Here is a 20,982-nt window from a genome sequence, read left to right as displayed (position 1 = left end):
GGGCCGCGACGTCCCCTCGGCGAGGCGGGCGGGGGCGACGTGGGCCGGGAGGAACAGGGCCGCGGACGAGCGCACGGTCACGCCCCCCACGGCCCCCAGGCCCCCGTCGATGCCGCCTCGGGCGGACCGGGGCACGCGCTCGAGGCCCTCGAGGAACTGCGCGGCGTACCCCTGGGCCGCCCCGGCGTCGCCCAGCCGCGCGCAGAGGTCCGCGAGGAGCATGGCCATCACCGCGCAGTCCATGCTGCGGGCGGGGCGCCGGCGCATGCCAAGGCCGTCCTCGATGCGCCTGCGGACCACGGCGGCGTCAGCCGGCCTGCCCACGTCGGCCAGCGCGATCCCGTAGCGGTGCAGCAGGACGGCCTCCGTGCGGTACAGCCCGTTGCGCGGGATGGGGGCGGACAGCCCCATGGCGTCCCCCCGCCGCACCAGGGAGGCGGGGTCGCACCGCTCGTCCAGGAGGCGCTCCGCGGAGGCGACGACGCGCAGCTGGGCCAGGGTGGGGGCCAGCAGCGCGAGCGCGGTGGCGGCCAGGACCGCCAGGCTCGGCCCCGCGCCGGCGGAGGGGTCCCAGGCCACGATCGCCGCGTCGGCGGCGACTGCCGCGACGACGCAGGCGACCCCGACGGCCACGCGCCAACTGAGCTCGCTCATCCTTGCCATCGGTCCTCCCAACTGTCACGCGCGCCCGGCGGCGGCCCGTCGCGCACCCCATCCGCCACCGCACGCGCCCCGGGGCCGCCCCTAGTACGGCGCCTCGTCGCCCACCCGGACGCCCAGGCCGTCTATGACCTGGCGGAGGGTGAAGCCCGAGGGGTCCACGCCGGCGGCGGAGAACAGGGCCCGCACGTCCATGCCATCGTAGCACCAGACGTAGCAGGTCCCCCCGTCGCAGGGCACCTCCCGCACCCACGTGGGGGCCGTCCCCCCGATGGTCAGGTCGCCCACGGCCGGGTCGACGGACACGCCGAACGCGACGGGGCGGCCCGACGTGAGGCAGGCCGCAAGGGCGTCGGCGACGACCTCGGCCGTGGTGTAGCCGTACAGGGGGTCAAATGGGGTCGACCTCTCGCCGGGCCTCGCCACGCTCGCGCCCCAGAGGCCGGTGGCGGCGTAGCGCCCGCCCTCGCGGGCGTACGTGACCATGCGGACGGCCGGGCAGCCGGGCGACCCCGAGGGCTGGACCACGAGCGCCTCGCCCGCGTCGGGGAAGTCCTCGACCACCTCGACGGCCTTGCCACCCCCCGCGTCGGCGGAGGCCGCCTCGCCTATCGTGTCGCGCCACCCCGCGCCGTCCGGCGCGGCCGCGGCCGCCCCGGCCACGGCCTCGGACCTCTCCCCCACGGACTGGGGCAGGTCGGCCGGGGAGGACGGGACGAAGGCGCAGGAGTACACGCAGCCGCCCACCACCAGGGCGGGGACGGCGGCGGCGACCACGGCCACGGCGACGAGGGCCTTGCGCAGCCGACGCCGCGTGACCGTCGCGGCCCCCTGCCTCTCTCTGCCACTCATCTGCATACGTCCCCCCATGGGGCTACCATCTTATGACCTCGAGAGCCACGAGGACGTTGAGGACGATCGCGCCGACCAGCAGCGCCAGGATGACGACGAGAAACGCCTTCCCGACAGCCGCGAGCGCGCGCCGCAGGCCACGGGGGCGGCCCGCAAGCACAGCGGCATCGGCGTCGAGGGCGGCGGGATGCGGATCGACCGCAGGGGCCTGCACGAGCAAGGCATATAGTCCAGCGCCGGATGGGGCCTCCCCCGAGGAGAGCCGCCGGAGAGCCCCGGCAACCAGCGCGCCGGCGCGGACGGACAGCGCAGCCATCGACGCACCGGCGAGCAGGAGCAGCTCTGCATCCCGGTCGCCCGCGAGGGAGGCCTCCCGGGCGAGGGCGAGCCTCGCCTCGGAGGCGAGTCTGCGTCCCATGGTGCCACGGACCTCGAGGTCCCTGACGTCCCTCTCGGAGAAGCCCGGCCCTCCGGAGGCGTGCCCCAGCGCGAAGAGCGCGAAGGCCGTGTCGATGGACACGGTTCCCACCGTCCCGAGAGCGCGCCAGGTGCGACCCGGTTCGGAGCGGGCGAGCGCGTCGCGGAACAGTTCCGCGTACGCCGCGGCGGCCTCCCCGTCACCGAGCCTGGCGGAGACGTCGGCGAGAAGCATGCACAGCGACGCGCCATAGAGGGACCTGCCCGTGCGGCGCCTTCTCGCGAGCGACTCCTCCAGCCTCCTGCGGGCAGCCGCAGCGTCGGCGACCCTATCGACCTCCACCAGGGCCACGGCCCACCTCTGCACGAGGACTGCCTCTATCCGGGTGCAGTCCCGTTGCGGCACCGGATCGGCCAGGCCGAGCTCGTCGCCCCTCGCCGCCAGCGCCGCCGGGTCGCAGGAGGCATCGAGCAGCCTCTCAGCGGAACCGACGAGGGAGACATAGCGGGACGCCATGACCAGGAGTGCGGCCACGCAGAGCGCGAAGGGCACCCATATCAGCACGTAGCCGAGCGGCGAGTGGTTGACGGCCGCGTCCAGCCCAGGGCAGACGGCGCTGACGGCAATGAGGATGACCACGTAGGCGAGGAAGAGCGCCCCAGGCACCCGGCCCCACCGGCGGCATGACACAAGCATGCTTACCTTCGTCACTCAGAACACCTCCGGGAGGGGCCTGCCAGCCCCGATCGGGACCGTGACCTCCGCGCCGCCGAGCCGAACCAACCGGCTCACGACGCCCCGCCTCCCCCGAGCCACGAGAGGTCCGCGTTCCAGCCCAGGTACGTGTCCTGGTCCGCGTGCCCCATCACCCTGCCCGTGGCCCCGTCCACCACGTCCACGGAGAGCGCGAAGCCCTCGCCGCCGGTCTCCTCCACCTGCAGGGTCGACGCCGCGTTCACGGCCGGCCCGATCCCAAGCGCGAGGTCCTGCGCCGTGGCGCCGTCGCCCGCCGTGAGGGTGACCGAGCGGTGGTCGCCCGACACCTCCAGCGAGACCCCCTTCGAGGCGAGGTCGGCGCGGAGCGAGTCGAGCGCGTCCCCCGCCCTGCGCGAGACGTCCTCGGCCTGCTCCCGCGTCTGCCAGACGTCCACCGTGCCGTCCCCGTTGGCGTAGGCCGCCTCGCAGGGCCTCGGGGAGGCGTCGAGGAGGCCGCGGGCGTAGCGCGCCGCCGCGCGGGCGTCGGGCCCCGAGATGAGCCGCGGGTACACCACCCGCTCGGTGCCCTCCGGCGCGACGCGCTCCGACTCCGGGACGATGGCGGCCTCCTCGCCCCCCGCGCCGGGCGCGGCGTCCCGACCGGGGTCGCCGCCGGTGGTGCCCTCATTGGCGGGCTGGGCCTGCACCTGGGCCTGTCCGCCGTCGCCGGCCGTGCCGGCCCGGTCGAGCGCGGCCCCGGCCCCGAGCGCCACGGCGAGGGCGACCAGGGCGACCAGCGCGTCCCGCCGGTGCCTCCTCATGAACTCCCCCATGCCACGCCCCTCCCCTCGCGCCGGCACCATTGCCCCGTCACCAGTCTAGCGCCACCGGCGGCGCGTCCTACCTCATGAGCAGCACGACGAGCAGAAGGAACACAGCGGAGAACACGACGATGGACACCAGCGCGACCAGCCCCCGCCGCCACCCGGGAAGGCCCTCGTACCAGCGTCGGGCCGGGCCCCAGGGGGAGAGGCCCGGCGGCAGCTCCAGGGGCGAGGCGACGGGCACGCCCCGGCGGCGCGCCGCGTCGAGCAGCAGCTCCGGGGAGGCCCCTCCGCCGAGGCTGCCCCTCTGGACGGAGAGCGCCCTCCTGCCGCCCGACACGAGGGTGATGACGTCGTAGTCGTCGAGGGTGTGGCTCGGGGCGACGCCCACGGCGTCGAGGGAGCCCCACGGCACGTCCCGGTCGGGGAGCAGCATGCGCCTCAGGTGGACGCCGTCGCCGTCGACCTCCAGGCGCCAGCGAGAGTAGTAGGCGGCGAGGAGCAGGCAGAGCGCGGCGGCGCCGAGGATGACGGGCAGGGCCCCCGCCGCCGTAGGGTTGCCCCTGTACAGGGTGTAGGCACAGAAGGCAGCGCCGAGGAGGAAGCCCGCCGCACAGACGCGGAACACGGCCGGATAGGCCCGGGGCATCCTGTAGGAGGGCCTCTCCGGGTCCTCCGGGAACCCGTCCCGCCTCTCGCGACGGGCCAGCACCGCCACGAGGGCCAGGACGGCGACCACCACCCCTGTCGATACGAACTGCATGGCTCCCTCACGCTCCCTGCGCTAGGCGCGGCCGTCGTGGACGGGCCGGCGGCCGCGCCTACCCACCGACGGCCCCGTCTCAGCGAGGCTGGCGGTGCCGCCCGCCCGCCGACGAACGTGTACGGCAGGAAGGATAGCACTGCGAATGCGACGCGACCACGGGGCCGGGAAGAAGGACGCAACGAGCTTCCGGTCCTCCGTACCGTGGCACCCGAGGTCACGGGGGTCATGATGCCCTGGGGCAACCCCCATGCGACACGCCCCCCGCCACCGGCCACAGTGCCAATCGTGGGCATCGGTCGCATGGGGGTGACCATCCCCGTCCGGGTCCCCATTGGGAAGGCCGGCGAGGTACGGAGCGGCCGTGGTACCATGGCGGGTGTGGGTCCCGCCGGCGGAGCGTCCCCGTCAGCCGAGCATCCCCTCCGCGGTCACGACGTGAAGGTCGTCCCTCGCCCGCGCCTTCCCCCTCGTCCCCTCGCTCACCTCGCGCTTGGTGAAGAGGTAGTAGTGGCACTCGTCCCATGGCCCGTCGACGAGGGTGGCCCTGTGCTCCAGGGTCCGTATCGCACCGCTCTCGTCGAAGGAGTTCCTCCATTTGCATTCGCCGCATATGAGGGCACGCCGAGACCTGTTGGCCGCTATCACGTCGATGTCAGCCTGCTCTCTCGCCTGGGGGTCGGTCCCCCACCATCTCCCGAACGACGTCGCCAGGAACGGCAGGGAGCCGGCGGCGTTGCGCCGGGCGAGCCACTCCATGCACACGCGCTCGAACTGCGTCCCCTCGTAGGTCGGCAGGGACTGGCTTGACGCCACCTCCCGCGCGACGGCCGCACCCGCGCCCAGCTCCACGGCGTCGGTGCTGGGGCCAACGAAGCGGTACCAGAAGGAGAAGAAGGGATCCGCCATGGCGTAGGATGCCCGCCTCGTCGTGTCCGGGTTGGTGCCGAAGGGCACGCGTCGCTCGAGGATTCCGAGGTCGACGAGCACCCGCAGGTACCTGCCCACCGACACGCGCTCCACCCCCGCGCGTTCGGCAATGCCCTTCGGCGTCGTCATGCCGCGGGCGACCGCCGAGAGCACCGAGTTGTACAGGGCCGGCTCCCGCAGCTCCTGGCGGAGCAGCATCGAGGGCTCGGCGTAGAGGAGGCCGGAGGTGCTGAAGAGGAGCCTCGCCACGTTCTCGTCGTAGCTCTGGGCCACGTCCACCTGCTCGACGTAGTAGGGCGTCCCTCCGAACGTCGCGTAGTAGCGGACGACGTCCGTGGCCGACACTCCCGGCAGCATGTCCCTGACGTCCATGCAGTCAAGGGGGCGCAGCCTGATCTGGGCCGCCCTACGGCCGTACAGGGGGCTCTTGCTCCCCAGCACCTCGCTCTCCATGAACCCCTCGTTGCTACCGCAGAGCACCATGGTCACGTTCGTGCCCTTGAAGGAATGGTCTATGGCAATCTGCAGCTCAGAGGGCAGGGAGGGGTCCGCCTGCGCCGCGTACGGAAACTCGTCGAGGACGAGCAGGGATGGCCCCTCCAGCTTGGCCGCTTCGGACGCCACGTACTCGAGGGCGTCGGACCAGCTCGAGAACGCACCGGCCGTGGCGGGCACACCGAAGCTCTCATAGGCAAGCTTCGAGAACCGCCTGAGGTTGGCGATGCCACTCTCCTCCTGTGCCGTGAAGTACAGGGCGCGCTTGCCGCGTGCGAACCGGTCGAGGAGGGTCGTCTTGCCGACGCGCCTGCGTCCGTACACGACAACCATCTGGAACCCGGCGCGGCCGTACACGTCCTCGAGGGCCTTGAGCTCTTCCTCTCGCCCGACAAACACGACGCCCCCTCGTCCCTCGCTGCCCGTCGTGCCTATCGTAGCAGACCCATAGATATCAGACTCGTGCGTCTGCTCCCTGTGCGAGACCGAGACCGCGGCGGCATCGACGGTGGGGCTGTCACCCCCGACGGGCCCTCAGCTCCGGACAAGGCTACCCATCAGGCCTCCCACCCTCGCCGGAAGCACGCCCCGCCCATTCATCCTCAGCTGCAACTCGCTCGTCGGCACCCGGAGCAGGTGTTGGCGTCGGGCTAGACTAGCCACCCAGAGCCGAACCAAAGCAGCCGCTGCAAGCCGCATCTAAATAGCCACCGCGATTGCCCGTCCACGCCTGAACTGGTCAGTGCCAATACGCCAGCGTCAGGAGGAACATGAATGAGACAGGCAAACGCGATGGCCTTCGGCAGATTATAGACAACGAGCTCGCCGAGATGGACTTCGACCGCTTCGACCCCGGGGACGTCAACCTCGCGGAGTTCTGCCGCAAGTCGGGCCTGACCCACAGCAAGGCCAGGACGCTGCGGAGGAAGACGTCCGGCGCCGTCCACGCAAGGTGCGGGCAGAAGGCCGCCAGGACCGTCGTCACGGGCTGCGAGGACGCGCTGGACGAGCTGCTGCGCGAGGGCGTCGCCAGCTCGTCGGTGTGCCTGGAGGGAATCCGCGCCAGGGGCTACACCGGCGGCGTCGCCATGGCGGAGAGGCACATCTCGGAGAACGTGCACCTCGTGCCCGCGCCCAGGCGCCTGGCCCCAGAGGGCAGGAGCCGCGGCCAGCGCCACGAGACCGCGCCCGGGGAGGCTCTCCAGACGGACTGGGGGCTCACCGATGCCGAGGACCCCGCCGGCGACGCCTGGCGCATGGCGCGCTTCGCCATGGCGTGCCACCGCTGCGGCACCTGCTGCATGGGGTTCTTCCCCGACGCGCGCCAGGAGAACCTGTCCATGGGCATGGCCCGCGCCCTCCTGGTCATGGGGGTGCCCGAGAGGGTCCTGGCCGACGACATGAAGGGCGTCGTCCTCTGCCGCGACCACGGGGGCAGGCCCGTGTGGCAGCGCGACCACGCCGCCCTTATGGAGTGCGCCGGCCTCATCAGGACCAGGCCGTGCAAGCCCTGCCTCCCGTTTGCAAGAGGGAAAGCCGAACGGCCCGTGAGGTACGTGAGGGGCAACCTCCCCGCAGGGCGCGCCTTCGCCGACATCACCGGCCTGAACGAGCAGGCGCTGGAGTGGTGCGCGCTAAGGTCGCTGGTCTGGCGCAGGTCGACCGACCTCGTGCCCGCCGGGGGGCACGCCGCAGCGTGCCTGCCGGCCATGTCGGCGCTGGAGAGGACCGACGAGCTCGCCATGCGCCTGCGCCCCGAGCGCAAGGCCGGCTTCGACGGCTCCGTCTGCTACGAGGGCCGGCGCTTCGGCGTGCCGTACTGGCACGAGGGCAGGTCGTGCCGCGCCATCCGGGAGGGCGGGCCGCTCCACGCCTGCTCGGCCGACATGTCCGCCGGGCTCGCCGTCCACGCCGCGGCCTGGGGAAGGCGCGACGGCGCATGTCCGGGCCAGTGGCTGGGGCGCGCGGGGCCAGAGGGGCTGCCGACGGCGCCTGTCAGGACGAGGGTCATGCAGCTGGAGGCACCCGAGCGCGCCACCGGACTGGACCGCCTCGACTTCGGGAGGATGCCGTGATGGACGACGCCAACCCCAACGCCCTCGAGCGCGTCGCCGCCGACGCCAAGCGCATCGGCGCCAACGTGCCCGCGGCCGAGATGGCCGCCCCGGCGGAGTCCAGGGACATGGGGGCCGCCGAGCTCGGCTCCGTAGCCGCCACCCTTGCGTACCTGGCGGAGAGGAGGAGGGAGAGGGCGGTGCAGATGTGCCTGGGCATGAGCCACGTCCCCCAGAAGGCGCCCAAGACCCTCGAGAACTTCGACTTCGGCAGGCTGCGGGGCAAGGGCTGCGACGCCATGGCCCGGCTGCCGACGCCGTCCAGCCTCTGCGCCAGGCGCAACCTGGCGCCGATGGGACCGGAAGGGGTGGGCGAGAGCCACCTGGCCAAGGCGTACGGCAGGGAGTGCTGCATGCGCGGCATGCAGGCCCACCACGTGAGGGCCCGCGAGCCCAGCGACAAGATGGCCAAGGCCGTGAGGCTGGGGGCCGGGTCGAACCTCATGAACCAGCCCATAAGGCCGGCGTGCCTGATCACAGACGAGGCCGGCAGGTGCAGGTTCGACAAGGGGTGCACGGACCTCCTCCTCCACGTCGTGGACGCCCGCAGCGAGAAGGACGGTCCCAACCTGGTGCTGATGACCAGCAACCTCACAGCCGACAAGTGGGACGAGTGCCTCACGGGCGGCCCCACGCTACTGTGCACGCTGGACCGCCCGTTCGACGAGGCGACCGTCTCCGTGATCAATGGCTCCAGCTACCGCGGGCAGGGCTTGGAGACCCTCTCCGTCGAGGCGGTCCCCTCGGTGAGCAAGGCGCCCGCCAAAAAGTGACGGCGGCTGTGAGGGCCGAATCGAGATAGAAACCGAAACCTATTGAATCCTGGCGTATTGTGGCTACCTTGATTCGGCTGGATTCGGCTACTTTAGCCCGACTCTCGAGCGGTCAATTAAAACCGACGCTAACACCCCCACGCCGCGCGGGCGGCCGAGGGGGTCGCGCAGGTGGCGGCGGCGACCGCCGGCCCACGCCGTCGAGAGCGGCCGGCCCGCGTCGTCCAGCGAGAGCAGCGACGCGCCGCCCGGCCCCTCGACGGAGGCGAGGCAGCCCGCCCCGTCGTAGGAGAATCGCCGGCCTCGAGAGGGGGCCGCGCCGCCCGGGCGCGCCATCCCCAGCCCCCCTCCCCTACCTTATCTGCCCGACGGCGGTGCCCACGACGTACAAGAGGAGGAAGAACGCGCCGAGCGAGGCGGCGGTGATGGCGGCGGCGACCACGTTCTGCTTCCACCCGGGCAGCGCGGCGTAGCGCCTGTGCAGCGGCCCCCAGGGCGTGAGGCCCGCGGGCAGCTCGGAGGGCGGCGCCACGGGTATGCCGCGGCGGCGCGCGGCGTCGAGGAAGCGCCCCTGGGAGGCCGGGCCGCCGAGGACGAGCCCGCTTATCCTCATGGCCTTCCTGCCGCCGGACATGACGGCGACCGAGTCCACGCTGCCCGCCATCATCCGCTGCGCCATGACGACGCTCAGGGCGTCCACGTCGCCCCAGGCGACGTCGCGCGCGCCGAAGAGCCACCTCCTCGCGTGGACGCCCCCGCCGTCCACGAGGACGCGCCAGGAGGCGACGTGGGCGGCCACGAGGAAGGCGAACGCGGCGAGGGCGAGGAACCCCCAGAGCACCCAGGCCTCCTCGGGACGAGCGCGGCTAAGGACCCAGGCCGCGGGCACGAGGAACGCCACACCGCAGGCGGCCACGAAGGCCGGCCACGCCCGCGGCATCTGCCACTCCAGGGCGCCCGGCGCGACGGCGGCGGCGCCCCGGTCGCGGCGGGACGCGAGGCGCCAGACGGGGCCCACGGCCGAGACCGCCAGCAGCATGCCCACCACGCCCACGTCACCCGCCCCCTACGAGCCAAAGGTCGTCAGGACCCAGATCGGGAAGAAGACGGCGAACACGACCCCGCCGCACACGGCGAGGACGAAGAGATCCCGCTGCCAGCCGGCGAGCCCGTCCCACCACCAGCCGAAGCGCCCCCAGGGCCTGAGCTCGGGCGGCAGCTCGCGCGGCGGGGCCACCAGGACCCCGTGGCGCTCCAGGGCGTCGAGGAGCTGCCCCTCCGCCGCGTCCCGGCCGCCCAGGTAGAGCCTCTGTATGCGGAGGAGCCCCCTGCCGTGCGAGGCGAACGTGAGGTTGTCGAACTCCCTGCTCCGCGGGTTGGCGTCGACCGCGACGGCGTCGAGGGAGCCCCACGGCAGGTCCCGGTCGGGCAGCAGCAGCCGCCGCACGCGGATCCCCCCCGGGTCGACCTCCATGCGCCAGGCCCGCCAATGGGCCCCGAGCAGGGCCGAGGGGACGAAGAAGGCGAGCCAGCCGGCCACGCCCCAGTCCCAGCCCACGTGTTCGGCCGCGGCGCCGCGCACCGCCATCACGAGGGCGAACAGGAAGAGGGCGGAGCAGGCGTACATCACGGCCCACCACGCGCGGGGCAGGCGGTACGACAGGCGGTCCGGGTCGGGCGACCACGCGCCCCCCCGCTCGCGGGAGGACGACACCGCCAGCAGCAAGATCACCGCCAAGGCCACCGTGGCGGCTACCACCTGTGCCATGGCCACTCGCCCCCTTCCGGCGCGCACGCCCCGCGCACGATGGCGTCGAGGATAGGCGCCAGGCCATTGTACCGCTCGGCGTCGCTCACCACGCCCTACCGCATGAGCAGCACGACGAGCAGGTACGTCGCGAGGGAGAACGCGGCGCAGGCCGCCAGGACGAGGAGCGCCGCCTTCCACGCGGGGAGCCCGCCGATCCGGTCGCGGAGGTCCCCGCGCCGCGCCCCGTGCGGCCCCGGCACCCCCTCCGGCAGGTCGCGCTCCGCCGACACGAGCGCGCCGTGGGAGCGCGCCGCCCCGTAGAGCGCCGACAGGGCGTCGCCGTGGGAGACGCACACCATCGAGAAGCCGGCGAGCCTCCTGCCGCCCGCCATCACGTAGAGCGTCTGGCCGTCGTTGGAGGTGACGAGCGCGTCGAGCTTTTCCCAGGGGACGTCGAGGCTGGGCAGCACGAGGCGCCTGAGGCGCAGGCCCCCCGCGTCGGCCGTGAGGCGCCACGTGCGGTAGTGCGCGCTCGCGAGGACGGAGAGGGCGGCCGCGGCGACGAGGACGAGCTCGGCCTCCCACTGCCTGAAGGGCGGCTTCCCAGCGGCGAGGCTCCCCAGCTCGACCACCAGCGGGAAGGCGAGGAACCCCAGGCCGATCAGCATGAACTTCCAGAGCACCGGCGGCAGGCCGTAGGAGAGCTCGCCGCCGGGGGCCGCGGGGCGGCCCTCCGCCGCCTCGCGCTCGCGCGCGGCGCGGCGCGCGAGGAGCGACACCACGGCCGCCGCGGCGAGCGTCGGCACGAGGCGCAGGAGCATGCCGAGATCCACGTCAGACCTCCTCCCCGGCGCAGGCGCTCGCCCTGTAGCCCGTGACCCTTTCCCAGAGCATCATCATACCGCCGATCAGCGGCTGCGAGTTCAGCTGGTACAGGGAGAACAGCCCGAGCTGCTTCGCCAGGCCAAGCCCGACCCCCTCCTTCGCGATGACATGGTTGGCCAGCGCGCCAATCGTCGTGTACTGCGTCGCCCCGGAGAGGCCGTTCCACGCGCCATAGACCAGCGCGTGCCCGACCACCGCCTCTGGAGGGTTGTACCGCGCGGTGTCCTCGACCAAGGTCTGGTCAGCAAGGTCGGTCAAGACCCCCACCCCAGCGTTTGCGGCAATACTCGCACCGAGGGACGCCCCGCAGGTGAGGCCGGCGATCCCTCCGGTGACGGCGCCCTCAACGCCCTTAGCGGCAATCTTTCCCCAGTTCAGCTGATCAGGCGGCGTGTGGTCAACCAGCAGCTCCTTGCCCGCCTCGATGCCGGCCCCGAAGATGCCGCCCGCAAGCGCTCCGGCGACCGCCAGGGGGAACCCGCCCGTCGGGTCAAAGTAGCGCGTGGGGTTGGACGCGGCGTAGGCGTAGCGGTTGAGGGTGTGGGGCCTGTCGGGCGCGCCCCCCCACGGGGTCCGGGGAGAGGAAGCGCCCGAGGGTGGGGTCGTAGAGCCTCGTCGGCGAGGCGAGCAGGCCCGTGGCCGGGTCGGCCACGTAGCCGAACGCGCCGAAGGGCACGAGCGGGTCGGACGCCAGCGGCGCGCCGAAGGGCGTCGATCCCAGCGCGGCGCCGAACGCGCCCCCGCGGCAGACGCGCAGCGCCTGGCCCAGCGGGTCGCACATTGAGCTGTGTCAAGATTTCGGACACAAAACGCCGCTCCCTCGCCAGGTGGCCATCCTCCCCATGCACGCCGGCTCCGAGACGGCGCTTCCGGATGTTTGCCTCGTCCGCTCGAAGAGCGCCCCCACCGCTTCGGCGGGAACCCCGTAGCCGATCGTCGAGTGCGGGCGGCTTCGGTCGTGGAGGCGCTCGATGCAGCCGATGGCCGCGTCGCGCGCCCCGTCTCGGGCGGCCCATCTACGCAGGCCGTGCATCCCGTCCTTGAGCGTGCCGGAGAGGGGGCTCCGCCGCCGCGCCGTCGCGGCAGCCGCCGGTGCGCCCGACGGAGAGCCTGGCCTCGTGCTCGTCGGCCCGGCGGGCCAACAGCCCGGAGGCGTGCTGCGAGCCGCGGTCGGAATGGAGTATGGCGCTGCCGGCGGCGCGGCCGCGCCGCCGGGCACGCTCGAGCGCCCCGACGACGATGCCCGCGGCCATGCGCCCCGAGATCGCCCAGCCGGCGGCCATGCGCGTGCACAGGCCGGCCGCGGCGGCGAGACGAAGCCGCCCCTCCCGCGCCCTGGGGTAGGTGATGCCGCCGACGAGCTTTCAGGCGGGGACCGGGCCCGTGAGGTCGCGCTTGGCCAGGCCCGGCCCGGCCGGGGCGCCCTCGTCGGGAATGGCGGCCCTCTTCTCCGAGCTGGGGGCCATGCCGCGTATGCCCGGCCCCCTCACGCACTTGCGCACGCGGCAGGGCGTGGCGCCGGCGAGCCCCCCGGGCAGAAGCGCCAGCACGGATCCGGCGCCGAGGGTGCGGCCCGACTCCAGCCAGACGCGCCCGGCGGCCTCCCTCAGATCGGCCCACGGGCCGTCCGGCCCGCCCTCCGCGGGCCAGCTGCAGGAGCCCGAGCGAGACGCCTCCGGCACGCGGGCCGTCGTCGCCACGGGATGATTCGCCCTCCCCGCCCCCATCGGGCGGCGCTTGTCACCTTGCCTGGCTGGCGGCGAAGAGGGCGCTCGCCTTTCTCAGGGACCCGTTCCCCCGCCCGGGCTCGCGCACGCGCCCGCGCAGCTCGCGGACCCCGTCGGGCTCCTGCTTGCCGGGAGCTTTGCCGTCGGGCCGGCCGCGCCGCGCCTTCACCCGGCGCTGCGGCGTCTCGTGGTGGAGCCCCAGCCCCTCGCCGCTCCCGTCGCCGTCTCGCCGGACGACATGACGTGGTCGGCGCGCTCCGACCTGCATTCGTCGGTGCAGGTGCCCGCGTTCGCCATGCTGCCTCCTCGTCTCTCTCGGACCTCGCATCCCGCACGGGGGGAGCGGCGATCCGTGTCCGAGGAAACGATACAGCTCAGAGCTCACGGCCGAGAGCGCGGACTCGCAGGCCTGGCGGATCGCGCGGACGGCATCGCACAGTCCTCCGCCGAGCGTGCTCGCCGCCGAGGTCAGGCTGCCGGGGCCGCCCAGGAGGATCGCGCCGTTCGTCGCCGACGCCAGGCTCGTCAGATCGCCGCCCAGGTCATCCGCCATGCCCTCCGCATGGGCACAGTCATCCAGCATGGTGCTGAGGATCCTCATGTCGCTCTCGCATGAGGCGAGCCCCTCGTAGTAGTAGGCCACTAGTCCACTCCCCTCCAGCCCGACGCGGAGGCGTCGTCCGCCTCGTGCAGCGTGGCGTTCGCGCCCGCCACGGCACCCGACAGCGACGAGGCGCTGCCGCCCGGCCTGCCCAGCTCGGCATACGCCGAGTCGGCGAAGCCCAGGCAGGCCCGCGCGGCCACCCCCTCGCAGCTCCCCCGCACCCCTGAGATCGCGTCCGAGAGCGCGCCCCTGGTTCCGAGCACCGCACGTGCGGCGCCGGAGACGTCTGACGATGCGCCCGCGTCCAGGCCGTCGTTCGTGCCCACCGTCACCATCTTGTCCGTCATCCGTCACACCCTCCCATCCGTGGGTCATCTCCCCTGCACGCCCCAGCCACGGCCGCCCCGGCCCCCCTACCCCTCCTCCGGCACCGTCGCCAGGAAGACGTCGGCGGCGGGCATCCAGAGGGCGAAGGAGTAGGCGGGCTCCGTGAGCCAGGTGCCGTCGGGGGAGGCGATGCCCCACGGCCCGTCCTTCGTGGCGCCCGCGACCACCCTGCCTCCCGCGTAGTCGCAGACCGCGCGGAAGGACGGCCCCACCTCCCAGGAGCCGTCCGGGGAGGCCACGCCCCACAGGCCCGAGGAGGGGTCCTGGGCGCAGAACCCGTCGCCCAGGTGGGGACGGGCGTTGTAGTACCCGGAGCTGACCTTCCCCCATGCGGGGGCCACCTCCCAGGAGCCGTCGCCGAGGGAGGCCACGCCCCAGAGGCCCGAGGACGGGTCCCGGGCGAGGAGGGAGCTCCCCTGGCACCACGCATCCTGGAAGGACGGGGCGACCAGCCAGGAGCCGTCCGGGGCGAGGACGCCCCAGAGGCCCGAGGAGGGGTCCTTGGCGAGGAAGGAGCGCTCGGCGAGGAGGGGGCGCAGGAGGGCGAGGGAGGGCTCGAGCACCCAGGACCCCCCCCTGGTCCCTGAGGCCCCAGAGGCCGTCCGACGCCGCGGACGGCCACCGCTCCACCGCCCACGGCAGGGACGGGTCCGCGTCGGAGCCGTCCGCGCCGATCCAGCGCACGGACTCCGTCCGGGGGTCCTCGCTCGACTCGGCGAGGGCGGTGCCGTCCGCGCCGAAGTCCCCGGTGCTCATGGAGAATCCGGGGCCGAGCGCCCAGGAGCCGTCCGGGGCGAGGTAGCCCCAGTCGTTCCCGCAGCCGCTGTCGTCCTCCTCCGCCTGCGCCGCGGCCAGGCCGCACGCCGAGAACCCGCGGGCCTCGTTGAGGGAGGGGGCCACCGCCCAGGAGCCGTCGCAGCCGACGTAGCCGTAGTCCGTCGGCCGGCCGCGCCCGTCCACGGCGCGCACGGCGGCGGTGTCGCCCGCGGCGGAGACGACGGGACCGCCCGAGGAGGGGTCCCCCGCCCAGCGCGGGGTCACGACCCACTCCCCGGACGCGTCGGCGATGCCCGTGAGCCCGGGCCAGCTGCCCCGGTCGGCGGCGGGCGCGACCTCGCCGACGCCGTAGCCGCCGGGCGCCTCCCCAGCGCCGGAGCATGCCGGGAGCGCCGCCGCGCCGGCCAGCGCCGCCCCCAGGAGCCCCCTCCTCGTCAGGACATGACCCATCGGAAGCCCCCCATCCCTCGTCTCTGCGGCCGCCACGGCCCCTCGCACGCGACCTGCCGCCCCATGCACATTCTAGACGCAGGCCCCGCGACGGGGGCCACGACGACGGCCGCGCCAAAGTGCGCGTTCGATGCGATCCGGCCCGCGTTTGCCCAGGAAAGACTCTTCGGAACGCGTCGAGCGCGCACTTCGGGGCACTCATCGCTGCGTGTGGGTGCCTTTCCCCACCCGTGTGGGCGGACTTCGCCGTGGGCAGCGCCCTCGAGGGGCAGCTGGGGATGCCGAGGGCCGCCGAGCCGATGGTATACACGCCGCCGTGCACGGTCGCCTCTTGCGGCGCTGTCAGCTCGGCGGGGTCGGCGATGAGGAAGCCCATGCCGCCCTCGGCGGGCATGCGCCCCTCGGTTGTGGGGCCGAGGCCCTGCGCGGAGAGCACGAGGCGCAGGCGGTGTCCGGGCCTGAGGCCGTACTGGATGGGCTTGAGCGCCATCTCGAAGGTATGCATGGAGCCGGGCGTGAGAATTATGGGCAGGCCGTTGTTCGTCCACGCCTGCCGGTACTGAGCGCCAGTGCCGATGCTAGCGGCGAGCACGGCTTTCAGCGCAGAGCCCTTGCCCACCCTCGCGGCCGTGGCCAGCGCCAATGCGCCGGGGTAGGACGAGCCGAAGAAGCCCACCTTGCCGTTGCTGCCGTCGAGCTTTGCCGCCCACTCGACGACCTTCTCACCATCGAGCCCGTCGCGGCTCGTGAACTGCTCCAGCACGCCAGTCGACTTGCCCGACCCGCGCGGATGCACCTGCGCCACGATGTAGCCGTGCTCCACGAGATACGTGTGCCGCAGGCCCTCGTAGCCCTGCCGCTGGTAGGGCGTGAACTCCACCAATACGGGGAACGTCCCAGAACTGCGCTTGCCCGTCACCGTGTCCGTGGGCCAGGTCACCCCCGCCTCCAAGCGGATGCCGTCATCGACGACGTCGATGAAAAGATCGTGGGCAAGCTCGTACCCGTACTGCGCCTCTCCAGGCTGCCATCCCTTCCCGCCTGGGCAGATGGCCCCGCTGGCGCCAGCTGTGTTATCAGTGTTCTTGGCATCCATGTTCGAAAGAGGTTGATTGCCAAGGATAACGCAGAAAAGGATGCAGTAAGTCTGTCACAGGGTCTCGAGGATGGCGGGCGGTCCCGTGGCGCCATTCCTGCATGGCGGGCCTCGCCCCCCCGTGCGGCCTTTAGCGAGCGCAGGCTCAACTTCGGTGTCCAAGCACTTTGAGGTCACAATTTGTGACCTCAAAGCTGCTGAACGTTCTATTCACCTACTCGCCAAGCGCGGCGACAATCGAGCTGATGACGGAGGAATCCTCGAGTCTGGCAAGGGCAAAGCTCTTCTTACCGGCATCCTTCAGGGACGCTCCCACCAGGTAGCCCTCGGTGCCATCCAGGATGAGGAAGCGGTCGTGGAATGAGGCTGTATGGCGCACTTCAAGCGTCGGGTATTGTGCGTTGAAGGTCTCGACGTCGCGTTTGGTGAGGCTGGCCTTGGGATGCGTCCACACGGTGACAGTGACGCTAGGCCCCTTCTTGGCGAGGATGTTGAGCGTCCCCGTGTCCACGTAGCCGTCGATCAGGACGATCTCGCGCTTTGCCCTCTGCACGAGCGAGACCAGCAGCTCGAACGCGTCGTAGACCTGACCCTCGAAGAAGACCTTCTGGCTCGATGCCTCGTGGGTCTCCATGTAGTCGAAGACGCGCTCGAAGCGCTCGTCGGTCGAGCGCTCGAGACCGTCCAGCCTATGGTCGATGCTCCTGATTTGCTCGAACATGTGGGCGTTGTCTGCAATGAAGTGGCGCATCTCGACGAAGGCATCCATGATGCGCACGCTCACATCGATGGCCGTGTCGCTGCGCAGCACGGCGGAGAGCATCGACACGCCCTGCTCGGTGAAGACGCGCGGCATGTAGCGCCACCATGTGTCCTGTTTGCCCAGTTCAGGGCGTAAGGTCACAATTTGTGACCTTAGACTTTCAGCTTCTTCTCGCGTGACTCGGAAGCAGAATCGGTCGGGAAAGCGTTTAGAGTTTCTGCTCACGGCCTGGTTGAGCACCTTCGTCTCAACGCCATACAGCTCGGCTAGGTCACTGTCGAGCATGACCTGCTGGCCCCGCACGGTGTAGATCATGTCCCTGATCTGCGCATCGCTTGAGAGGGCAATCGCCGATTCATTCCTGGTGGGTTCCTTGTCGGGCATGGCCGTAGTCTTTCTCCTCGAACCGTTGATGCAATTTTACCAAGCGCGCTCACGTCCACCGTTATGAGTCTAAGCCCATAACCCGCGACTGCGCCCTGGACGGACCATTCACGGTCGTCTACGGACACCACATGGACGACGGCAGCGTGTTCGCCGACTTCGCCAGCTTCAGCGATGCCGATTACGCGGAGGGCCATCGCACGATTCACCTCTACACGCGCTCCGACAACCAACGGCACGAGCTCGAAGCCGTCGCCGCCAACGTGGTCGACGCGAGCTACGAGCAGCTGCGGACCGAATTCGAGGATGATGCGGCCTTCACCGAGTACGCCAAGGGATGCTTCGGCGAGAGCGAGGTGGTTCACGAGGAGCCAGTAGAAGTCGAGCACCTTTACGCTTTCTCCACTTGCTCCTACGAGACCTGGAACTCGCGCACGGTCGTGTACGCTATCGGTAGTTAGCCACAGCCCTTTGGGGCGTGGGCCATTTCACCATGAGGGCGCAAGCCCGTCAGCCGTTGATCTTGTCCTCCAATTGCCCCATGAAGGCGAGCACGTCTTCGAATGGCGGGACTTCGCCGAAGATCATGGACCGCATGGAGCTGTAGTCGCGTTGAAGTTCCGGTACCCGGTAGCCCGAAGGCACCAGCTTGATCGTGCCGGGTCTCGCATCGGCAAGCCTGGACCAGGGCGTCGGGTAGAACTTCTCCTTGAACGCGACGACCTTGGCGAGCAGCTCCGGGCGGGCGATAGCCCTGTCCGCGATGTCGGAACGGCCGAGCCGGTACATGTCGTAGTAGTGGCGCGAGTAGCGCCGCGGCATCGCCTTCGCCTCGGGGCGGTTGGCTTCCTGGTGGAGGATGGTCGCCTTCTCCCAGAGCGTGCGCTCGGGTATCGCGGTCCTCACCGAGGTAGACGGCGCGTCGAACACCTCGGGATGCCGTTCAGCGACGTACGGCATCACCTCCGCCATCGTCGACGGGGTCCATAACGCGAGCGGCCCGATCTCGAGCCTTATCGCGTCGAGCGTCGCCGAGGAGGCGAACATCCGCGGGTACGCGAATACCACCCGTCTCCTCCTCTTCTGCAGGGCGGACGTCGGCGTCGATGCCGAGCTCTTCGGAGATGGACGCCCTGAGCGACGGCGCGAACGTTTCGGCGAGGTCGCGGTTCGTGCGCTCGATGGTGTCGAGCTTGAACCTGTCCTGCTTGGTGTTGCTGCGCTCCTCCCAGGGCTCGTCGATACTGTAGCCTATGAGCCGCCAGTCGAGTATGAGGTCGACATCTTCGGGTAGGCTCCAGAGGTAGGTTGCCGTTGCGACCGCTGCCAGCCAGATGCTTGCGACGCGGACAGCGGGCGGCAACCCCGGTACCATGCACAGCCCCCCTCTCCTCTGCTGCCGCGAGCATCGCCTTGAGCTGGTCCACCGAGAATGTGAGTGCGCCCGCACCTGCGCTCGGCGCTGCAACGTATTTCGGGAGGTCATAGAGCGAGTCGAGGCCCACGTCGAACGAGTCCGCCACCTTGTCCACAGCTGCGCGCTTCGCATCGGGGTCCACGTCGGCGTAGATGTTCAGGGTCATGGACACGCTCGCGTGCCCCAGGTAGCTCGCCACGGTCCTCACGTCGCAGCCGCCCGCAATCATCATGGTGGCGAAGCTGTGCCTGAGGTCGTGGAAGGTGCAGCCACCGTCGGCCAGGATGTCGGCGCCGGATTGGTGGAATGGGGATATGGGCGCTGGTCGGCTGGATTGTCGCGCGAAAGCGTGGCGGGACAATCACAGCGACACGGCGGCAGGAGCCGGGTACTCGCTGACGAAAAGCTCGATGGGCGTCTCCCCACCGCTGCCGTAGAGCCGTTCGGCAGCCTCGGGGTACAGCTGCCGCAGCAGCCGCACGGCATCCGCATCCGCCGAAAGGGGCGAGAGCTCCGGTCGCTTCGGGTCGAAGAGCCTCTCGCTGTGCGCCACGCGGTTGCGGACCTTGTTGATGGCCAGGAGGGCGTTGTTGAGCGCGCTGCGGTCGACACCGGCGGGCCAGGCCTTGTACAGGTGGGGAATCCACAGGTCGCGCTCGCGGCTCCTGTCCGTCAGATGAACCCAGAAACCTAATGTGAGGCCCGCGATCACTTGGTCGGGGCTCGTCCCGTCGTGTGCCCTTCCGATGGCGTCGTCAATCGCACGGCGATTGACGAGGTTTACGTCCCTCGGTTTCTTGGCCTTGCTGTTGCGCACGATGGGCCTTCGCACCGGGGACGTGGCGTCGAAAAGCCACCCGTCGCCCACGTCATTTCGGAGCACACGAGCGTAGGCATTGCGCAGCGCGACCTCGAAATGCGCAACGTCGCCCAAGAGCACCTGGCCCAACCGCAGGTTCCACTCGTGCAAGTCAAGCGCCGTCTCGATGTCGTCCCCACAGGCAGCGAGGTATGGCGCGAGACGTTTGGCGGACAGCCAACGCTCGGGCCAACCCAATGTGTCGGAGCCTTGCGCCTCGGCGCTGTCGCCATCAGCGCTGGCATCGAGCTCGGAGGGAGGAACGGTAGTGCAGTCAGCCGATGCGATGCTTTCATCGGGTGCGGGTGCCGCCTGTTCGGTTTCAGCCGAAATGCTCTGTGCAGCCTCGTCTGCCAGGCGGACCTCCTGTAGATACGAATTTAGGCCCGGTGACTTGAATCAGCGGTCATCCCGGGCCCATCTCCTTGAAGTATACACGGGGGGTCAGCGCCCGAGGCAATCAACGCCTTGCCAGCTCCGTCATTTCGCCGTCAACGCGGCAATCGCAGGCAAACAGGGTTGGAAGCATACCTCACACGCAACCGTCATCCCGCTCGTAAGCGCATGAACTTTATTTGTCCCGCCCACCGCCCCTGAGCTCGAGCGACCTCACGCCCTCGAGGCACCCCTCGAAGACGAGCCTCCCGGAGTGGTCCGCGAACTCGAGCCTCCCGAGCCACTCCCTGTGGGCCTTCGTCCATGCGCTCCTCTCCGGATAGACGACCCCCTTCCCGAGCGGGAACTTCGAGAGCAGGTGCTTCGCGCGCATCAGGTTGTGGCAGCAGCCCTCGCGGGCGCGTGCCGAAGTGCGCGTTCGGTGCGGTCCGGCCCGCGTTTGCCCAGGAAGGATTCTGCGGGCGCGTCGAGCGCGCACTTCAGGGGCGCCCGTCGGGTGTCGTGGGTGCCTGCCGCCCCGTGTGGGAGCCTTTCCCCACCCGTGTGGGCGCCTTTCGCTGGCTGTGGGTGCCTTTCTCCCGGCGCCGGCCCACGAAGCCGCAGGTCGCGAGAGGCCGTCCTGGGAGAAAGGCACCCACACGGATAAACCGGCTCCCACACGGGCCCGCACGGGCCCCGCCCGCGGGCGGCCGCCGGGCGCTGGCCTAGGACGAGCCCCGGCGCTCCCCCTCGCCCCCAAGGGGCAGCAGGCGCATGGGCCGCACGACCAGCCACAGGGCCGCGAAGGTGGCGGCCATGCCCGCCGTGGCGGCGAGGTCGCCGGGGAGGGCCTGCCGCACCGCCCGGAGCAGCGCCTCGCACAGGCTGCCGGCCGGGACGGCGAGGGCCAGGGACAGGGCGAGGTGACCGACGCGCGGCCTCGCGCGCCACCCGGCCGCCGCGACGGCGGCGGCGCACGCGGC

At 71.3% G+C, this 20,982-nt stretch carries 25 protein-coding genes and 2 pseudogenes; 3 read left to right on the top strand and 24 right to left on the bottom strand.

Going from position 1 to position 20,982, the window contains the following annotated elements; translation table 11 throughout:
- From HMPREF1316_RS03370 to HMPREF1316_RS03345, 6 genes are all read right to left on the bottom strand, one after another.
- A partial coding sequence (locus tag HMPREF1316_RS03370) for a hypothetical protein (RefSeq protein ID WP_021725504.1) occupies positions 1–663 on the bottom strand: 663 nt, incomplete at its 3' end.
- Between the two features lie 81 nt (positions 664–744).
- Positions 745–1,518: a hypothetical protein gene (locus HMPREF1316_RS03365; protein WP_021725506.1), complete on the bottom strand. Its 774-nt coding sequence runs from the start codon at positions 1,516–1,518 to the stop codon at positions 745–747.
- A gap of 16 nt (positions 1,519–1,534) precedes the next feature.
- A complete protein-coding gene (locus HMPREF1316_RS03360) occupies positions 1,535–2,641 on the bottom strand; it encodes a hypothetical protein (RefSeq protein ID WP_021725508.1) in 1,107 nt (368 codons plus the stop codon).
- Between the two features lie 77 nt (positions 2,642–2,718).
- The gene (locus tag HMPREF1316_RS03355; RefSeq protein WP_021725500.1) at positions 2,719–3,459 is read right to left on the bottom strand and encodes a hypothetical protein; all 741 of its coding nucleotides are present in this window, start codon (positions 3,457–3,459) and stop codon (positions 2,719–2,721) included.
- A 67-nt stretch (positions 3,460–3,526) separates the two neighbouring features.
- Entirely contained in the window at positions 3,527–4,213 is a 687-nt protein-coding gene (locus HMPREF1316_RS03350; RefSeq protein WP_021725513.1) for a hypothetical protein, read from the bottom strand.
- 408 nt (positions 4,214–4,621) lie between these two features.
- Positions 4,622–6,037, bottom strand: coding sequence for an ATP-binding protein (locus HMPREF1316_RS03345; protein WP_021725517.1), 1,416 nt, complete (start codon positions 6,035–6,037; stop codon positions 4,622–4,624).
- Between the two features lie 371 nt (positions 6,038–6,408).
- On the opposite strand from HMPREF1316_RS03345, the gene HMPREF1316_RS14330 reads away from it, so the two are divergent.
- Both HMPREF1316_RS14330 and HMPREF1316_RS03335 read left to right on the top strand, forming a co-directional pair.
- Positions 6,409–7,713: a transposase gene (locus HMPREF1316_RS14330; RefSeq protein ID WP_021725515.1), complete on the top strand. Its 1,305-nt coding sequence runs from the start codon at positions 6,409–6,411 to the stop codon at positions 7,711–7,713.
- A complete protein-coding gene (locus HMPREF1316_RS03335; protein ID WP_021725503.1) occupies positions 7,713–8,525 on the top strand; it encodes an ATP-binding protein in 813 nt (270 codons plus the stop codon). The genes HMPREF1316_RS14330 and HMPREF1316_RS03335 overlap by 1 nt, the downstream gene beginning before the upstream one ends.
- 352 nt (positions 8,526–8,877) lie before the next feature.
- On the opposite strand, the gene HMPREF1316_RS03325 is transcribed toward HMPREF1316_RS03335, so the two are convergent.
- From HMPREF1316_RS03325 to HMPREF1316_RS03270, 12 genes and pseudogenes are all read right to left on the bottom strand, one after another.
- Positions 8,878–9,579 (bottom strand): hypothetical protein, encoded by a 702-nt coding sequence (locus HMPREF1316_RS03325; RefSeq protein ID WP_021725520.1) that lies wholly within the window; start codon positions 9,577–9,579, stop codon positions 8,878–8,880.
- Positions 9,580–9,591: 12 nt separating this feature from the next.
- Positions 9,592–10,239 carry a hypothetical protein gene (locus tag HMPREF1316_RS03320; protein WP_198009563.1) on the bottom strand — a complete coding sequence of 216 codons (648 nt, stop codon included), beginning with the start codon at positions 10,237–10,239 and terminating at the stop codon, positions 9,592–9,594.
- A 149-nt stretch (positions 10,240–10,388) separates the two neighbouring features.
- Positions 10,389–11,108, bottom strand: a complete 720-nt coding sequence (locus tag HMPREF1316_RS03315) for a hypothetical protein (RefSeq protein WP_021725510.1) — start codon at positions 11,106–11,108, stop codon at positions 10,389–10,391.
- 1 nt (position 11,109) lies between these two features.
- A complete protein-coding gene (locus HMPREF1316_RS03310; RefSeq protein ID WP_156900979.1) occupies positions 11,110–11,418 on the bottom strand; it encodes a hypothetical protein in 309 nt (102 codons plus the stop codon).
- 232 nt (positions 11,419–11,650) lie between these two features.
- Positions 11,651–11,941 (bottom strand): RHS repeat-associated core domain-containing protein, encoded by a 291-nt coding sequence (locus HMPREF1316_RS15000; RefSeq protein WP_040651168.1) that lies wholly within the window; start codon positions 11,939–11,941, stop codon positions 11,651–11,653.
- A 235-nt stretch (positions 11,942–12,176) separates the two neighbouring features.
- Positions 12,177–12,509 carry a DDE-type integrase/transposase/recombinase gene (locus tag HMPREF1316_RS14995; protein ID WP_084620823.1) on the bottom strand — a complete coding sequence of 111 codons (333 nt, stop codon included), beginning with the start codon at positions 12,507–12,509 and terminating at the stop codon, positions 12,177–12,179.
- 15 nt (positions 12,510–12,524) lie between these two features.
- Positions 12,525–12,860: a hypothetical protein gene (locus HMPREF1316_RS13585; RefSeq protein ID WP_198009562.1), complete on the bottom strand. Its 336-nt coding sequence runs from the start codon at positions 12,858–12,860 to the stop codon at positions 12,525–12,527.
- A 40-nt stretch (positions 12,861–12,900) separates the two neighbouring features.
- Complete coding sequence (locus HMPREF1316_RS03290; protein ID WP_021725519.1) at positions 12,901–13,530, bottom strand: hypothetical protein; 630 nt, start codon at positions 13,528–13,530, stop codon at positions 12,901–12,903.
- Positions 13,530–13,838, bottom strand: coding sequence for a hypothetical protein (locus tag HMPREF1316_RS03285; RefSeq protein ID WP_021725499.1), 309 nt, complete (start codon positions 13,836–13,838; stop codon positions 13,530–13,532). The genes HMPREF1316_RS03290 and HMPREF1316_RS03285 overlap by 1 nt, the downstream gene beginning before the upstream one ends.
- Positions 13,839–13,904: 66 nt before the next feature.
- Positions 13,905–14,441: a hypothetical protein gene (locus HMPREF1316_RS14630; RefSeq protein ID WP_040651161.1), complete on the bottom strand. Its 537-nt coding sequence runs from the start codon at positions 14,439–14,441 to the stop codon at positions 13,905–13,907.
- A gap of 1,202 nt (positions 14,442–15,643) precedes the next feature.
- Positions 15,644–16,201, bottom strand: a pseudogene (locus tag HMPREF1316_RS14990) (CocE/NonD family hydrolase); the annotation flags it as partial.
- A gap of 214 nt (positions 16,202–16,415) precedes the next feature.
- Entirely contained in the window at positions 16,416–17,348 is a 933-nt protein-coding gene (locus HMPREF1316_RS03270; protein ID WP_021725502.1) for an ORF6N domain-containing protein, read from the bottom strand.
- Positions 17,349–17,479: 131 nt separating this feature from the next.
- Between HMPREF1316_RS03270 and HMPREF1316_RS03265 the strand changes: the two genes are divergently transcribed.
- Positions 17,480–17,809 carry a class B sortase gene (locus tag HMPREF1316_RS03265; RefSeq protein ID WP_021725516.1) on the top strand — a complete coding sequence of 110 codons (330 nt, stop codon included), beginning with the start codon at positions 17,480–17,482 and terminating at the stop codon, positions 17,807–17,809.
- Between the two features lie 49 nt (positions 17,810–17,858).
- On the opposite strand, the gene HMPREF1316_RS13095 is transcribed toward HMPREF1316_RS03265, so the two are convergent.
- The 6 genes and pseudogenes from HMPREF1316_RS13095 to HMPREF1316_RS14315 all read right to left on the bottom strand — a co-directional run.
- Complete coding sequence (locus tag HMPREF1316_RS13095) at positions 17,859–18,395, bottom strand: nucleotidyl transferase AbiEii/AbiGii toxin family protein (protein ID WP_232204415.1); 537 nt, start codon at positions 18,393–18,395, stop codon at positions 17,859–17,861.
- On the bottom strand, positions 18,292–18,723 hold the full coding sequence (locus HMPREF1316_RS14625; RefSeq protein ID WP_021725509.1) for a hypothetical protein: 432 nt from the start codon (positions 18,721–18,723) through the stop codon (positions 18,292–18,294). Before HMPREF1316_RS14625 ends, HMPREF1316_RS13095 begins: the two co-directional genes overlap by 104 nt.
- Positions 18,724–18,913: 190 nt before the next feature.
- Positions 18,914–19,126: pseudogene (locus HMPREF1316_RS14985) on the bottom strand (tyrosine-type recombinase/integrase); the annotation flags it as partial.
- Positions 19,127–19,822 (bottom strand): Abi family protein, encoded by a 696-nt coding sequence (locus HMPREF1316_RS03255; protein ID WP_021725507.1) that lies wholly within the window; start codon positions 19,820–19,822, stop codon positions 19,127–19,129.
- 373 nt (positions 19,823–20,195) lie between these two features.
- Positions 20,196–20,393 (bottom strand): hypothetical protein, encoded by a 198-nt coding sequence (locus tag HMPREF1316_RS03250; RefSeq protein WP_021725518.1) that lies wholly within the window; start codon positions 20,391–20,393, stop codon positions 20,196–20,198.
- A gap of 331 nt (positions 20,394–20,724) precedes the next feature.
- Positions 20,725–20,982: hypothetical protein (locus HMPREF1316_RS14315; protein WP_040651157.1), on the bottom strand; the 258-nt coding region annotated here is incomplete at its 5' end.

This window comes from Olsenella profusa F0195 (assembly GCF_000468755.1).
In the GTDB taxonomy this organism is placed as follows: domain Bacteria; phylum Actinomycetota; class Coriobacteriia; order Coriobacteriales; family Atopobiaceae; genus Olsenella_F; species Olsenella_F profusa.
This window is presented reverse-complemented; position numbering and strand designations above follow the sequence as displayed.